Raw genomic sequence first — 15,670 nt, 5'->3', positions numbered from 1 at the left:
AATGTGCAATTAACCGCCAGTGACGTCAAAAACGCCGGTAAAGACGGTCACACCGAGATAACCGCAGGCCATAACCTGACGCTGGACACCTTAAGCACACACCGTACAGAGCAGGGGAATTGGGGGAAAGATAACTATCGCCATCTGACCCAACAACAAGATATCGGCAGCCAGATAACCGGCGCCGGTGAGGTGACCCTGCAAGCCGGGCAGGATTTGACCGCCACCGCCGCCCATGTCAATGCCGGTCAACAACTGACGGCGCAGGCCGGGAATAACCTGACATTGACAACCGGTACCGCCTCATCTGACTTAGTGGAGCACAGTAAACAGACCAGCAAAGGCTGGCTGTCGAAGTCGTCGGTGGAAACCCACGATGAAGTGCATGACCGGCAGGCGCTCAGTACCACATTCAGCGGCGATAAAGTAACTTTACAGGCCGGTAAAGACCTGCATATCAGCGGCAGTAATGTGGCAGGCACGCAGGATGTCAGCCTGAACGCCGGTCATCAGCTTACCGTCGCCACCGCCGCAGAATCTCACGGTGAAACCCATTTACGGCAGGAGAAAAAATCGGGCCTGATGGGGACCGGCGGGATTGGTTTCACATTAGGCAAGGCCAGCCAGAAAGTCGCCACCGACAGCGACAGCCAGCTGAGTAAAGGCAGCACGGTCGGCAGCAGTCAGGGCAACGTGACGCTCAACGCGGGAGAACAACTCCGGGTTCACGGCAGTGAAGTGATTGCCGGTAAAGACCTGACGCTGACCGGTCAACAGGTCACGGTCACCAGTGCGGAAAACCGCCATCACACCACAACAAAAACCGAACAAAAACAGAGCGGCCTGACGGTAGCGCTGAGCGGCGCCGCCGGAGGCGCTATCAACAGCGCCGTGCAAACGGCCCATGAAGCGCAACAGACTGCCGACCCGCGCCTGAAAGCGTTGCAAAATACCAAAGCCGCTCTGAGCGGAGTGCAAGCGACGCAGGCCGCCAGACTGGCGGAAGCTCAGGGCAGTGACGAGAAAGGCAATAATAACCTGGCCGGGGTTAGCCTGTCCTACGGTCGTCAGTCTTCCCGTTCAGAACAGCAGCACCGCCAGACCACCCAACAGGGCAGCCATCTCACTGCCGGGGATAACCTCACGATAACGGCGCACGGTGACGATAAAGGGACATCCGGTCTGAACGGCGATATCCGCGTTCAGGGCAGCCAGTTACAGGCGGGCAAAGACCTGCAACTCAATGCGAGTCGGGATATTGCGCTCTCGTCCAGCCAGAACACCGAACAGACCGCCGGCAAAAACAGCAGCCACGGCAGCTCGCTGGGCGTGGGCCTGACCGCCGGCCCCGGAGGCACCGGTCTGAACGTCTCGGCCAATGTCAGTCGGGGCAACGGCCGTGAAAACGGCAACGGCGTCAGCCACAATAACACCACGTTACAGGCGGGACAGACCGTTGAGCTGAACAGTGGCCGGGATACCACGCTGAAAGGGGCACAAGTCAGCGGCGAACAGATTACTGCCGACGTGAAACGTCATCTGACACTCAGTAGCGAACAGAACAGCCAGCGCTATGACAGCCGACAACAGAATGCCAGCGCCGGAGTCAGCACCACCGTAGGCCCGCAATCTAACGGCACCCTGACTCTCAATGCCAGCCGCAATAAACTGCACAGCAATTACGATTCAGTGCAGGAGCAGACCGGGCTGTTTGTCGGCAAAGGCGGTTATCAGGTTAACGTCGGCGACCACACCCAATTAGACGGTGCAGTGATAGCAAGTACCGCTGACAAAGCCAAAAACACCCTCAACACCGGAACACTGGGTTTTAAAGATATTCAAAATAAAGCGGATTTTACTGTCGAACAGCAAAGTGCAGGCGTCAGCCTCGGCCAACCGACCGCCGGTCAGGTACTGAATAATCTGGCGGTCAATGCGCTGACGGGGGCCCATAATCAGGGCCATGACAGCAGTACCACGCACGCCGCCGTCAGTGACGGCAACCTGATTATCCGGGATAAGGCGCACCAAACGCAGGATATCGCGAACTTAAGCCGTGATACCGATAACGCCGCCAATGTCTTGAGTCCGATATTTGATAAGGAAAAAGAACAGCAGCGGCTGAAACAGGCGCAACTGATTGGTGAACTCAGCGCCCAGATGACCGAGATAGCCGGGACCGAAGGGAAAATTATCGCGACCCAAGCGGCGAAAGCGAAACTGGACCATATCAGTGAACAGGACCAAGCCGATGCCAGAGAAAAGTTGATCAACGCAGGGAATAAACATCCGACTCCGGCGGATATCAATAAACAAATCTATGACACCGCTTACACGCAGGCGCTGAATGACTCCGGCCTGGGGACCGGTGGTAAATACCAGAAAGCGTTACAGGCCGCCACGGCAGCGATTCAGGGGCTGGCGGGGAATAATCTCGGTCAGGCGCTGGCCGGCGGCGCGTCGCCGTATCTGGCTGGCGTGATTAAAGAGCTGACCACTGACCCGCAAACCCATCAGGTGGATATCGCCACCAACACACTGGCCCATGCGATTTTGGGCGCCGTGGCGGCGGAAGTCAGTGGTAACAATGCCTTGTCGGGAGCAGCCGGCGCCGCTTCCGGCGAATTGGCCGCACAAGTCCTGATAAAACAGCTTTACGGCGATAAGGCAAAAGTCAGTGAGTTAACGGAGGAGCAGAAACAAACTGTCAGCACCCTTTCTACTCTGGCGGCCGGGCTGGCAGGCGGTATTGCCGGTAACTCCACCGGCAGCGCCGTTACCGGGGCCCAGGCCGGGAAGAATTCGGTGGATAATAATGCTCTTGGTTATGGTCCAGGAACCTTTTGGGGGCAGATAGCCAACTCGATCAGTTCAGATGCATCATTGTCCTTTGATCTACAAAGTAAAGGGAAAACAGTAGAAGAAATAAACAAAGCTATAAAATACTCTCATCAAGGGCCATCATGGGGTGTTACTTATAAAGTTAAACCACATGTAAAAGGTGAGGTTACAGCAGGAATAGGTCCAGCAGGGTTTGCTGAAGCAGCATTGGATCCAAATAAATTTGCAATTAATGGTGGGATGACAACAGCTATTGGTGCTCATGGTGGAGCAACTGTCGGAATAGAATTTGGCCCTTATTTCCCAGGTTTGTTAGGATCCCAAGATAAAGACTATTCTTTTGATTTAGGTTTTGGCTATGGTTCATTTGGAATATCAGCAGGAAAAGATGGAATAGGTGTATCACTTGGTGTAGGGCCTTCAATTGGCTGGGGTGGTATTTCAAAGGAAACTCCATTAGGTGAAACAGACATGAATGGTAAAGTTGGCACTGAAATATATAAACATGAGTTTAAGGATAAATGAGCATGATTGTATATATTCCGTTTATTTTGATGGTTTTGAGTCTGTTGGGGTTTCTTGCCTGCTTCATCTATTTTGGTTTGAGCAAAAAAGTTTCACTAAGAAGTGTAAAATCTCCGTTGCTCTTTTTTGATTTTTGTTTTTTTAACAAAAACAAACTTGCTAATTTTTCCATAACGATGTTATTTATTGTTTATATATTTGGAATTTGGTTTGAATTTATCAAAAATGGCAACTCGATTTCCTTTATTGGGTATTTTATTGGTGCATTTGCAATTCTTATTTTTCTTATTCATTGTAGGTTTTTTTCAAAAAGAAAATTTGCATCTAAAAATAATATCGAATTCATAAAAGAGTTTTTTTTTGAAATGGAGATAAGTATTCAAAATACGTTATTATGGTTATCTAGAATATTTTATATTATTTGGCTTTATCTATTTTTTTCTAAATAATTGTTGTGGAGAATAACTATCTGAGCAGTAAGCAGATAGATGACTGGTCTGCGGAAATGAAGTCCTGCCAAGCTGGCGGCGGTGATTGTGGCGGTATCATTAAAAAATATGAGGAGTTGAGTACCACACAACAGAAACAGCTAATAAGTGACTGTGCCGCTAACCCGGCGAGCTGCCAGCAGAAGTACGGTGATGTGTTGACCGACAGTCTGACAGTGAAACAGGCGATAGATCGTGCCTTGGGTGAAGATATCCCGATCAAAATGGTCTACGATCTGACGGCGACCTTTGCGCAGCAAATGCAGGCAGAAGGTGTTGTTGCTACAAACAAAGTCTCTGAAGCTCTCCAGAAGGAATACGGTCTGGATGAGATTCAGGCGGGTATTGTAGCGAGTGCAGCAGCGTCGGCGTTTGGTGGAATTAGTAAGGCTGGTAATAGGCTTCCACCTATTAATTCCAGCGCAAAAATTGCGACGGGACAAAGCGTAGGCAGTTTCGAAAAAAGTTTAGTGGGACTTCCTCCTGGAGAACGTGTTGCTATCGTAAAACAAACTGCTGCAAAAGTTATTGTCGAACAAGGTATGGTTAAAGATAGCAAATTAACCCAAATGAACGGTGGACGCGATGTGTACAAAGGTAAAGATGGAAATCTGTATGCTCTCGATACACAGCATGGCCGATTTGAAGTTGTTTCTCCAAAAGGTAAGCACTTAGGTGAAGTTGACTTCTCTATGCAAATGAGAAAATCGGCTGATACATCCGGCGGTCATAATTTGAAGGTAAGATAATGAAACTTATTGATCATATAGAAAAATATATATCCAGAGGAACCGTATTCAGGTTGCCGGCAACATGGCCCTATGAAGAACAAGTTGATTTTATGGTTTTTGAAACTCAGGATGATGAGCGCCCATATGGATTAATTGTCTCCTCTGGATATAAGGCTGGCCTATTTTTAGTGAAATTACCCATTGAAAGTATTTCGGATGAAGGACATGGGCTAAATACGGAATGGGTTATTAAAAATTGGTCTAAATGGATTTATCCAGAATGTGATGTGAAAGATGTATGTTTAATAGAACGATATACAGCAACCGCTATTGATTGAATGAATAAAATCCCAATCCTCGCGGTTGGGATTTTTCTTTATAGTTACTTGCTATCTACCAGCCGGGTAATCAACTGCTTTAGTTTAGTGTTACCTCGATCTTAGGCAGGCGTTAAATCCAAGCGGTAATTGTAGAAGAAGCCGTTGCTGCTATGATGCGGATGTGCAGATCGCAGGCCACAGTATAGCGGTAGCATGTTCCGGGTTAGAAAGGCGCGTCGGGGGAAAAAGTTGCGGTACCGAAACGCCACAGCAAAAAACGGCTGCAATTGACGGAAAGGACAGTGAAAAAGCAGGTTCGTTGCCGGACTCCGTGACAGAGAGAGTTGTTGTTGAGAATAATGCGCTAGCCTCCCGAAAACTGGGGGATTGCAGCACAATGTCACCGGAAGCGTGCGACAAGGCCAAAGAACTGAGTCAGCGCATTCTGGATAAAGGTCTGCCTTCAGTGGAGGACATGCGCGATAAACTGGCCTCATGTCAGGATGATAGCTGCCGTAAACTAATTTAACATCTGATTAACGATGAAGTAGGTTCGGGGCAACCTCAAAGAGGATAAATTGAAATGAATCTATATCTTTATAAGGGAAAATTACATCCCATAAAAGATGTGTACAAAAAAATGGGATTTGAGAAAATAAGTACTCTGCGAGAGCAAATAAGATTTAAGAAAATCCAACCCGGAAAAGATATTTCTCATTTATCCACTAAAAAATCTTGTATACATGTTGGAGAAGTTTACGGTTTGCTAACTGTTATGGCTTTCTCTCATATTGGGTTATATGGAGGGAAAAATACTAATTTCTGGCAATGTCAGTGTAATTGTGGTCGTATAGGAATTTATCCGCAACCAAAATTAACACAAAAAAATTTCAAAGCTCTATGCTCTGTTTGCTTGAGAGGTCCTTGTATTGTTTGCGGAGGTCCTATCTTAGATGACAGGCTAAACTCAAATACATGTTGTGAAGAACATTATTTAATTAATCGGCGTAATAAAAATGTACTTTATAAAGCAAAGCAATTTGCTAATGACCCTGATTTTCATAAAAAAACATATCGCAAAAAACGGGAGAAAATAGAAAAAGATCCAGAGTATGCTGCTTTATTAAAAGAACGAGAAACAGAAAAGTACCAAAGAAGAAAAGAAGATCCAGATTTTGTTAAAAGAAACAAGGAGCTATGCAGGAAACGTTATGCAGAAAAAAGAGATGAAATACTTCAACGTCGCCAGGATCGATGGGAATTGCTTTCTGATGAAGAGAAATTACTGATTCTTGAACAAAGGAAAACCGCAAATGCTGACTGGTACCAAAAAAACAAGGAGTATATTTCCGAACGCAATAAAGAAAAATGGAACTCATTAACAGATGAAGAGAAAGAGGCTCTAAGAGAACGTAAGAAAGAATATGACAGAAAATCAAAACGCAAATATATTGCAGAATTAAGGCTTGACCCCGATAAATACCGAGAATACCTTGATGGATTTAAAAAATATGGTGTAGAACGTTTAAGAAGAGAAGCCTTAAACAGGCTATTTAGAGACTCACAGGAATTGTTAGGGCTTAAACATGAATCAAATAATTAAGAAGATAGATAATATAGTTTCCGCATCAGTTGATGATCTTAAAAGAGAGCTAGGTCGGGCGTTAGATATTACCACCGACTACATTAGATACTTGGGTGAAATATGGCGTGAGCTAGAAAGTCGGGGTGAAGATTTATCTGAACTTCGTCATGGGCTTCTAGCTTACCTTCCTCTTGTTGCGAATAACACAGTTGACCCACGACTGATAATTAATTATGCAGGGCAAAAAACCTTACTTGCTGCATTAGCGCGTTTACCGATCAAACAGCAGCAAGATATCGCGGATTCAGGTTACGTTTCGATAGCAAAAGAAACTAACGGAGAAGGTAAGTTTACTGAGGTTCAGGTAAAATTGACTGAATTAAAAGCTAATGATATTTATACAATTTTCAGTGAAGACAGAATAAGGACTCCCGCGGAACAAATAAAATTAAAGAAATCACTTAATCTTAACACTCGGATTAAAAATCCCAACAAGGAAAAAATCAAAATCGATCCAGAAAATGACTCTCTTATTATTAGAGGAATGCGTATTCCACGGGAAGATATTGCTAATGCATTATGGGAGTTAGCAAAAGAAATTGAAAAGAAGAAAAATAAATAAAAAATTAAAATCTTTAATGAGCCGAACTAACCAGTTTTCGTTTATTTCGAGAGCATAAAGAAGTGTGAGGTATTCCTTTAATCAATTAGTATGATCGTTCTCGTATTTATTGTGACAAAGGGGGGGAGCATGTCTGTCTATAAGGTCAAAGTGGCTATTCGCGATATTAGCCCGATGATTTGGCGACGTTTTCGTATTCATTGTGACTTTTTCACTATGGGGTTTTCTGTCGTCCCGGTTTCTGACGTAGCCTCCATCAATACCCACCGTCATCGGTTTTCCCGGTTTGGGTAATTTTTCCCATTCTCTGGGATCGCCAGGGAGAAAATCCGGCAATCCGTCTAATTCGGCCTCTTGTCTTTGGGCGATCTGACAGAGATGATTTCTGACTGTGGAGGCATTACAGCGTTCCCCCACCGGCAGAATATCTTTGAGCAGATTGGCGGTCAATCCATAAGACATCAGTGACGCCCACCGGGTTTCTATAGACCTGAGTTCCGGGTGAGTATGCGAATCACACCAGTGATTGAGCAAGCTAGCGGTTTGGGCTGAATGTTTCTCACACGCACATCGGTAAACCCGAAATCCCTCTACCGGGATAATGCCAAACAAGGTTCGGTACTGGATGGTTTGCTTGCCTTTTATCCGGCGATTTCGTTGACAGCAAGGACAAGCACGATGTTCATCCAAATATTCAGCTGCCTGTTTCTGGATCACTGATTGCTGGATAGTGTTCAAAAGTAATTTAGATTCAGACAGGGAGAGTCCAAGGTCATTGGGGGCGTCGGACTGTTTTTCTATCGTGAATAGTTTCTCCGTATGGTGATGGCCTGATTTATCGACCACCGCTAGTTGGATTATGAATTGCATGATACTGTCCTCCCGGGGTTATGGCTACTGTATACCCCCGTTTTTTAGCGGGTGACGCAATTTATAATACGCAGAAACACCTAATCCCACGTTATAGCAGGCCAGCGTTAACTTGATACCTTTCTCTCTTAATGCGGCATAACCGATCGAGGGAGTGAACAACTATCGTGTCGCCGGTTCTGACCGGTTGAAGCATATCCTGACGCTGTGGCCGGTTGATGTTTTTCGCCTGGCCTGTTCGATATAGATTTTGTCAATTTTAATCCCGGACGCAGACAGTGCCTCTTTCTGGCGATCAACATGCGGGTCAACCGAACTGACCCGAATGTAGGCATAATACATATCACCCTCAAAAGTCTTTAAACCTGATAAAGATTTGTAGAATACTCTATAAAATTGACTTTCCCGAGGTTTATAGAGGATTATTTCCTCGTTTTTAGCATGGATGAAAAGGTACCTTTATGGATACCGATCATCCTATCGGCTACAGCCCTATCACAATAGGTTCCAGTTCCGGTGACAAGGTTGAGCCGACTTAATTGGCGGTTAACCTTGGGCCGGTTGAAGCAGATGATCATCCGGCCACCCCTGCACGATCTGAATGATATAGTGCAAAGCCGCTAAAGAAGTCTCGCCTGACAATCTGAATCGGTGCCAGACCATTGGGCTGATACCTCGGAGGGCTACTTTCACACTATAAGATTTCATGGGGAGGTGTCTGATAGAATGATGTTCCTTTGCTCATTCTATCGTCGATTTAACACCGTGCCCCACAGATTTTTATGGTCTCAAAATCTTGTGCCTTCAGTAACCAATGATAGTTTTTACTCGAAATTGTTTATTATTGTTTTCTTGGGAAAATTTTATACCAATGTTCTTTACAAATTTTATTTTTATACTATTCTAAAGATATTAAATATATTTTTCATTAATGAAAAATATATATTTTCCACGTAAAATAGCATCATGTTTTCATAACTTAAAATGAATTACAAAACAATTCAGAAGATATAAAAATAACTCTGTGAATATGAACGTTCCTTCAATGCTCAACAGCATGATTTACGCGAATTATTTATATTCAGGTGATTTATCTGCCGTAATGGCAGGCAATAAAATAAGTCATTAACCTCGACTTATGATTCTACTCAATCGAAAAAAACAGGAAGGATGTAATATGGCGCATACTTATAACAACCCAAGTGATTGGCAACTCGGTACTATTGCAGCTCATGGGGATATTTTTAAGGTAAATGATCATGATGCAACAAACAATATCTATGTTGCTGGGGATTTCTATATTGCGATGTTTGACGGCGTCGTTGACGGTAGATATTACCCGCCTCACGGAAAATCAAATTCAAACTGGACCTACACAGAACGAAAATGGATTTCAACTACTAGCGTTTCTGTTGCTCTGATTGGCAATCCTAACGAACCGATGAATTTATATGGCAATGGACTTTGTATGCTGCCAGTCAGGGTTTACATGACAGCAATGGACAACGGCACCCCCTCTGCAAACTTTACCGTTAGTGATGAAGATATGGAGAATGCGGTCACTCTGGTTGACCTTGCTACCGGAAAAAAATATAAAAAAAAGACATCGCCACCAAAAATTGGAGACGAAGATACGATGGACGAAGGAGGGTATTATTGCGCCACCCCGGGAGAATTTGTCATACCTTCCGGAACGAATCAGTCAAATTCAGCCTCAAGTCGTCAATTTATTACCTTGTATGTTTTTTATAAATCAAATCAATCTACCAAGTTACAATGTCAACTGGGTTGCATTATCGTCCCCAAAGATAATCCAGCGAATACAGTATATAATTATAATACATCAGGAACAGTAGCAAATGGGTCCGGTTACATATATGTTTTACCGAAAAAGAAATTTATTTATGGCCAGAGTGGTGATGTCTACGCCTCAGTTGTAAGCAATAATCCTGAAAATGGTTTTATGATTGATACGTATTATATTGACATGACTGGGGTTACCGGGATGAAACACGTCGAACTTATTAAGGTACCTCTGAGTAATTATCCATGCGGCCCATTCTCAGAAGATTGCTTTTATATTCACGTAACTACCAGTTATTTATCTTGCGGAGTATTTACTGATACTAGCATTACTACAAGTACTAATGTCGTACCTATTCCATATATACGTTACAATGGTTTTTCTGAGTGTGCTGATTTTAAAAAGGCAAAATTCAGGAATCACGATAAGCCTGGTGTCTGCGTTGCTTTTATTCGATGGTGGAAGGCCGGGATAAGGCCAACATACACCTATTCAGGTTGGGGTGACGATTTTAGGGGGGGCGCGGTAAGTTTTTATGATGAATATGGTAATAAATGCAAGGTGGCCTTTACATCTCATGACGAAAACTCCCTTGACTTTACTGTCTTGAGCTAAAAACCAACACAGCACTTGTAAGTGCTGTGTTGCCTTTAAATAAATCGCATGCAATTAACATAAGGTATAAAAATGAGCATGAATAATATTTTCACTCAGGCTGGGAATTTCAGCCGTGCTATTTCCGGGGGGGTTGACCCTCGAACAGGACTTTATAATCTCAGTCTGTCACTGGGAACAGTGAAAGGAAACGGAGGTCTGGGACCTGAATTTCCGGTAGCCCTCAGTTACTCTCCCCTTGCTCAGGGGAGTTCTATGGGGTTTGGTGACGGGGTCTCTCTGGGATTTTCAACATATGATACCGGTTCAGGGCGGCTGTCGTTGTCCACCGGCGAGCAATACCAGGTTGACGAGTCAGTATATGGAATTACACTAAACATCAGACAAAAGAAACTCGACAGTTTCCGTATGGAAAAACAGGACGGTGAGGCCTACAAAATCATCCATAGCTCGGGCGATCTTGAGTTCCTGCAGGGATTTGATTACGGCACCCATTTAAAGTTGCCAACCCGACTGGTCAGTGCCACAGGGCATACACTTTATGTTGATTCCGATAACATCAACGGAAAAATATACATATCAGGACTGCGTGATGAGTCGGACATTGTACTTCTAAATATTGATTACGAGGGCAACAACACAACGCTCACATTTTATCCTGAGACACCCGAGAGTTATTGTGTTGTGCTGACAACCGATAACGGTTATCTGACAACCATCACCCACGAAGCCCCTGGCGATGAATCTTTGATATGGGCTATCGGGTATGATGATACAACAATGGGAAGGCTGGCAACATCGCTGACCTCTCCGGGAGGCATGACTGAAATAGTCACCTACCCGCCGCGTAATAGCGATGTGGGTCACAAGTTCCCGGAAACATCACCACTATCCGGGCAGCTGATGCCTTACGTGACAACGTATAAGAAAATGCCGGGGGTGGGACAGGCTGAGATTGTTTCAGATTACAAATATTCACTGTCCAACTATCTGGGATTCCAGTCAGAACTTAATTCGTGGGGTGACAATGACGACAATCTGTACTCCATTACGAGCCAATACTCATATTCCTCAACCGAAACCCGTCATAACAATGCCGGAGAAAACCAGTTAATTACCCGCACATACGATAAATTCCACCTAGAAACCAATGAATTAACTCAGTGCGGGAGTTTTCAATCCGAAAAAAGCACTCTCTATTATGCCCAGGAAGAGGGAGTCGAATTTGACGACCAGCCCGCACAGTTCCAGTGCCCGACTGGCACCATTACCACCTGGACGGACAAAAGTGACGGGACGAATATTCTCAGTCGTAAGGAAGAGGTGACCACTGAATTTTCTGATAAAGGCCTTCAGACAAAACAGACGGATGCGGATGGCACAGTGACAACATGGGAATACTATCCGGCGGAGGGTGGGACCGACTGTCCAAAGGAACCGAATGGTTTTACCCGGTTTATGAAAAGCGAGACAGTGACCTCTCGCGACAAAAAATCGAAGCATGAAACGGTGTACACCTATGCAACGGCGGAGCATGTCGGTACGGCTGTCAGCACCCTGGTGATGAAGAACACCGAGACGCATTTTGCGGATGGTCAGCACCTGAAGACCCTCACCTGTAAGTATGGGACAGGCACAGAAAAAACCGCTGGGGTGTTGACAGAAAAAACGACGGCTTATCCTGTCGATGGGGCGAGTGACTACATCACGACTGAAAAAGTGACCTTCAGCAATACCACCGTCAGGGTTGACGATAAGAATGTCATTGAGGCGCTGCGCGCAAATTACTCGCTGACCAGCCATGACGGTCTCACGCTAACCCATTCGAAAACGGTATCACGCGTAACAAAACGCCTGCTGGAAAAAACGGACAGCAAGGGGATGGTCACGGCGTACACGCACAACTCACTGGGGTGGCTGACGAAGCGCGTGCACTGTAAGGGGGACAGCCAGTACGAAAACACCACCACCTGGGATTACACCGTTGATGATACCTGCGGGGTATCTGTCACCACCACTGACGCGAGCGGTAACAAGGTACGCCACGCTCTGGACGGTATGGGGCGTCTGCTCCACATCAAGAAAAATGACGTAGATATGGACAGCAGCAATGCTGAGCCAGAGTTTTTGATGCAGCAGCAGACCTGGGATGCCCTGGGGCGCAGCCGGCAGGGAACCAGTCATGACTATAAACAGGCAGCCGACAAAAATAAGGCTACCCAGACGGTGACACAAACGCAATCCTACGATAACTGGGGGCAGGTGAATCAGTCAGTGAGTTCAGCAGGGGTCACGACGCACACGGAAACCGTGCTCGTACCTGCGCCGGCAGCAGATAACTGTGTCTGGCAGACCCGCAGCTGGCAGTCGGGCGGGGCAGAAACCTCCGGCATCACGGTCACGACGCTGGACGATAACCACAATCCGGTTAAGACGGAGTTGTACCCGAAAAATGCGCAGCCCGGCAAAAGCACGCCTTACAGCACCACGACCAGTGCGTATGATGGCTGGAACCGGTTGCGCAGGCAGACCGATGAGCTGGGGCAGACCACCACGTATGAGTATGATGCCTGGGGGCGCCCGACGGTGACCACCCTGCCGGACGGGACAAGGACCGTCCGGGAGTATGTGGCATTCAGCTCCGCAAAACTCCTTACCGCCATCAGCGTACACGACAGCAAGGGCAATCCTGTCCCGGGCGTGGGGGGGGAGCAGGGCTTTGACGGGCTGGGTCGACTGAAGAGCACGACCAGTGGCGGGCGCGCTGAACGTTACAGTTATGACCAGCCATACCAGCGCCATCCTTCCAGGGTTATGACCGCGACAGCCGGGTATGTAATATATGCCTATAACGATGCGCTGGGTGAGGTCCCTGAAAGCCTGAGCACGGTGGGTGCCGGGATAAACGTGAATCAGAGCTGGACTTATAACCCGGTGACGGCGGCGATGCTGACGGCGACAGAAGACCAGCACACTCTCAGCTATGGTTATGCTGCATCAGGCCAGCGGACGGCTGTCACTGTGGAAAAAGAGGGGGGCATTGAGAAAAAAAACACCACCCTCGAAGGCCGCACCATTGGCGGAACCGCCACCACCATCACCGACTATGCAGGTAAGATACAGACGCTCACGCTTGACCCGTTTGGTCGTGCCACGGCGCTGGACGACGAAGACGTCAGCTGCACCCTGACCTACGACGGCCTCGGGCAGGTGACGCAGTGGACGGCGACCAGCAATACAACCCATTACACGAAGACCACCACGCTGACACTGGATGATTACGGACGTGAAACCTGTCGTGTCACAGAAACCCTGGACGGGAGCAAGACCCTGAAAGATACCCTGACCATCACCCAGGCGTGGAGTCAGAAACACCAGGTCACCCAGCGCACCACCAAACAGATGACCGCAGGAAAGTCGGTGATTCTGCGCGACGAGACGTACGACTTCGACCCGAAGCGCGGCTGGCTGAGGTACTACGGCGTCACCGGCAGCACCCCGCCGCGGGATGAGTCTGGCAGGCCGCTGAGTCAGCAGGTGTTCACTTACGATGCCGTGACCGGCAATATGGTTTCGAAGACGACCATGTTTACCGACGGCAATATATCGACCACGAATTATAAGTATGAAAATGAAGAAGACCGGTGTCAGCTGTCCCGGATAGTTACTGACGGCACGTCGGTCACACTGGAGTACGATGGCGCCGGTCGTCTGACGCGGGATGAATACGGGCGCACCCTGAGCTACGATGCGCTGGGACGACTGTGTGAAGTGAAGAAAGGAGATAGCACACTCAGCAGCTACCGGTATGACGCCAGTAACCAGCTTGCCGGCCAGACGACGGGCGACACCACCACCCATCATTACTACGCGAATAACACGCTGTCGTATCTGGAAGATAACCAGAAGAACAGCACCCGCCTGACGCCGTACGCGCAGGTGAGCAAAGGAAAGAACGCCGGTACCTGGCTGACCAGCACGGACATGATGGGCAGCGTGCTGTCGGTGACGGACGGTAACACAACGGAAAGCCACGCGTTCACGCCGTACGGGGAACGCGGCAGCGATAATGACAGTCCCGACAACAGCGTCGTGGTCACGGGCTACAATGGGGAGCGACTGGATGATATGGTAAGGCAGTACCACCTGGGCAACGGTTACCGGGCGTATAACCCGGCACTCCAGCGATTTACCTGCCCGGACAGCATGAGTCCGTTCGGTGACGGCGGTATCAACCAGTACATTTACTGCGAGGGGGACCCGATAAACCTCACCGACCCGACAGGGCATGGGCATCTTTTGCGTCGGCGGGTCGAGAAGGGCGTTGCGACTGTTGTGGACATTATTGGACGGTCGACGAAAGATGCAGTGGAGGAGGAGATTGGAAAGGAAGTCTTTACTGCATATAGAGCTGCTCCGGATGAGGTAACTGAAGAAGTCTTCGACCCCAATACGGTGAATCAGCATGATAAACAAAATTGGGATCTCAATGCCCCAGAAGACAGGGCTAAGGATTACTACGCCGCAAAACGCAGTTTTCAGCCACTGGCGGTGAACGACAACGGTGGAAGAGTGTGGGCAACACGGTACAGATCAGTCGGAAAGCAGATTAAACCGCTGGTAGAAGAGGCCGTTCGTAAAAGGGAGCCCGTTACCATTCTTAGCGGTACTCATGGTGCCCGGGACGGAAACAGGACGCTGACCCGGAAATTTATAGATCTTGAGCTTTATCGTGAAGATCGTAAGCTTTATAAGAGGGCGGGCCGCACTGAGGTTATTGATATAACGAGAATAAGCAATGAGGAATTGACCCAGATAGTACGGAAGCGCCGCGGGCACATTTTTGCCTCATTCTGTTATTCTTACAATGATAATGAACTCAGGGATATTTTAGGACTGATGCGGGGCGGCGTATCTATTGTCCGGAGATAAGGCGGTTTACCCATTTAACCTTTATCTGTTTGTCTTCATGAACCTTACCTGCGAGACTGCCGTGGGTGAGGTTTTTCATTTTCGGCTATTTTTGCCCATCCCCCGGTCGCGGTAGGAATAGCCGTTACCGGCTACCCCCCTCACAGATCCGGACGTGCGCTACTAACGCATCCGGCTCCTACCTCGGGTGTTTGGCGTAAAAGCGCTGCAAAGGATAAGGATGTACAATTCGGGGGGACGGTATCCATTTTGTCACCAACTGACTGTAACGCGACCACGTCATTTTGTGCCGCTGGCTTCGCCGTCTCAGTGACTTCAACCACATCCGCTTCACTTC

The 15,670-nt window shown here is 47.4% G+C and carries 11 protein-coding genes and 2 pseudogenes; 9 read left to right on the top strand and 4 right to left on the bottom strand.

Annotated features, from left to right (window positions below; translation table 11 throughout):
• From LG003_RS21305 to LG003_RS21275, 7 genes and pseudogenes are all read left to right on the top strand, one after another.
• Positions 1–3,366: hemagglutinin repeat-containing protein (locus LG003_RS21305; protein WP_262981591.1), on the top strand; the 3,366-nt coding region annotated here is incomplete at its 5' end.
• 2 nt (positions 3,367–3,368) lie between these two features.
• Entirely contained in the window at positions 3,369–3,815 is a 447-nt protein-coding gene (locus tag LG003_RS21300) for a hypothetical protein (RefSeq protein ID WP_152962425.1), read from the top strand.
• Between the two features lie 5 nt (positions 3,816–3,820).
• Positions 3,821–4,603: pseudogene (locus LG003_RS21295) on the top strand (colicin E3/pyocin S6 family cytotoxin); the annotation flags it as partial.
• Positions 4,603–4,923 carry an Imm45 family immunity protein gene (gene imm45 / locus LG003_RS21290; protein WP_139657260.1) on the top strand — a complete coding sequence of 107 codons (321 nt, stop codon included), beginning with the start codon at positions 4,603–4,605 and terminating at the stop codon, positions 4,921–4,923. The pseudogene LG003_RS21295 and the gene imm45, both read left to right, overlap by 1 nt.
• A 163-nt stretch (positions 4,924–5,086) precedes the next feature.
• Positions 5,087–5,434, top strand: a complete 348-nt coding sequence (locus LG003_RS21285; protein ID WP_262981589.1) for a hypothetical protein — start codon at positions 5,087–5,089, stop codon at positions 5,432–5,434.
• Between the two features lie 54 nt (positions 5,435–5,488).
• Positions 5,489–6,508, top strand: a complete 1,020-nt coding sequence (locus tag LG003_RS21280; RefSeq protein WP_262981588.1) for a hypothetical protein — start codon at positions 5,489–5,491, stop codon at positions 6,506–6,508.
• Positions 6,492–7,112, top strand: a complete 621-nt coding sequence (locus tag LG003_RS21275) for a hypothetical protein (protein ID WP_262981587.1) — start codon at positions 6,492–6,494, stop codon at positions 7,110–7,112. The genes LG003_RS21280 and LG003_RS21275 overlap by 17 nt, the downstream gene beginning before the upstream one ends.
• 210 nt (positions 7,113–7,322) lie before the next feature.
• Here LG003_RS21275 and LG003_RS21270 read toward each other — a convergent pair.
• The 3 genes and pseudogenes from LG003_RS21270 to LG003_RS21260 form a co-directional block, all read right to left on the bottom strand.
• A pseudogene (locus LG003_RS21270) lies at positions 7,323–7,982 on the bottom strand (ISKra4 family transposase); the annotation flags it as partial.
• A 91-nt stretch (positions 7,983–8,073) separates the two neighbouring features.
• Positions 8,074–8,178: a hypothetical protein gene (locus LG003_RS21265; protein ID WP_262981586.1), complete on the bottom strand. Its 105-nt coding sequence runs from the start codon at positions 8,176–8,178 to the stop codon at positions 8,074–8,076.
• Between the two features lie 350 nt (positions 8,179–8,528).
• Positions 8,529–8,690 (bottom strand): plasmid pRiA4b ORF-3 family protein, encoded by a 162-nt coding sequence (locus LG003_RS21260; protein WP_262981585.1) that lies wholly within the window; start codon positions 8,688–8,690, stop codon positions 8,529–8,531.
• Between the two features lie 469 nt (positions 8,691–9,159).
• Here LG003_RS21260 and LG003_RS21255 point away from each other — a divergent pair, with 469 nt between their 5' ends.
• A complete protein-coding gene (locus tag LG003_RS21255; protein WP_262981584.1) occupies positions 9,160–10,401 on the top strand; it encodes a hypothetical protein in 1,242 nt (413 codons plus the stop codon).
• A gap of 255 nt (positions 10,402–10,656) precedes the next feature.
• The gene (locus LG003_RS21250; protein WP_262981583.1) at positions 10,657–15,333 is read left to right on the top strand and encodes an RHS repeat-associated core domain-containing protein; all 4,677 of its coding nucleotides are present in this window, start codon (positions 10,657–10,659) and stop codon (positions 15,331–15,333) included.
• A 140-nt stretch (positions 15,334–15,473) separates the two neighbouring features.
• Here the strand turns inward: LG003_RS21250 and LG003_RS21245 are convergent.
• A partial coding sequence (locus LG003_RS21245; protein ID WP_262981582.1) for a hypothetical protein occupies positions 15,474–15,670 on the bottom strand: 197 nt, incomplete at its 5' end.

The organism is Photorhabdus kleinii (assembly GCF_025384885.1).
GTDB lineage: Bacteria > Pseudomonadota > Gammaproteobacteria > Enterobacterales > Enterobacteriaceae > Photorhabdus > Photorhabdus kayaii.
This window is presented reverse-complemented; position numbering and strand designations above follow the sequence as displayed.